Here is a 517-nt window from a genome sequence, read left to right as displayed (position 1 = left end):
GGTGATTCCGGGGTAATCATCGGGGCTGAGACTATCGGTGGAAAAAGTATTGTCCCTGACTGGTCAGGCTACGTTATGGAGCTGCTGCCTGCGGCGACTTATAACGAAGGGCTGTTAGTTTCAAACTCGACTGACTTCACCGCCATATCCAACCAGGCTGCGCTGATGACCTGTGCCTGGTCCGGGCGAATTACGGTTAACGGTAGCGCTGCGCTTCCGGTCAGCGGTATTCCTTTCGGTAAATGGGATAACCCGAATGTATCGGTGGGATTTGATGGCGGCAATATCATCGTGCGCGATATTTCCTACACAGGGCGGGACGATGTGGCCGGAACGACGACGATTGACCTGGTGATATTCAATCAGACCGCACCTGTCGGTGGCGATGGTATCACGATGACCAACGCCGCAGGCCAGGTAACATTCTCCACGCTGAAACGCCCCTTTGTGTATGACCGACAAATCCAGATCACTGATGCCTTTCAGGATATTGGCGGCGGGTTCTGCCAGATAGTCT

At 54.0% G+C, this 517-nt stretch carries 1 protein-coding gene; it reads left to right on the top strand.

Annotated elements, in window-relative coordinates; genetic code table 11:
* On the top strand, positions 1-517 hold a 517-nt coding region (locus FDX22_RS21895; protein WP_222592558.1), incomplete at both ends, for a DUF6453 family protein.

This window comes from Citrobacter sp. TBCS-14 (assembly GCF_005280805.1).
Classification (GTDB): Bacteria; Pseudomonadota; Gammaproteobacteria; order Enterobacterales; family Enterobacteriaceae; genus Citrobacter; species Citrobacter gillenii.
This window is presented reverse-complemented; position numbering and strand designations above follow the sequence as displayed.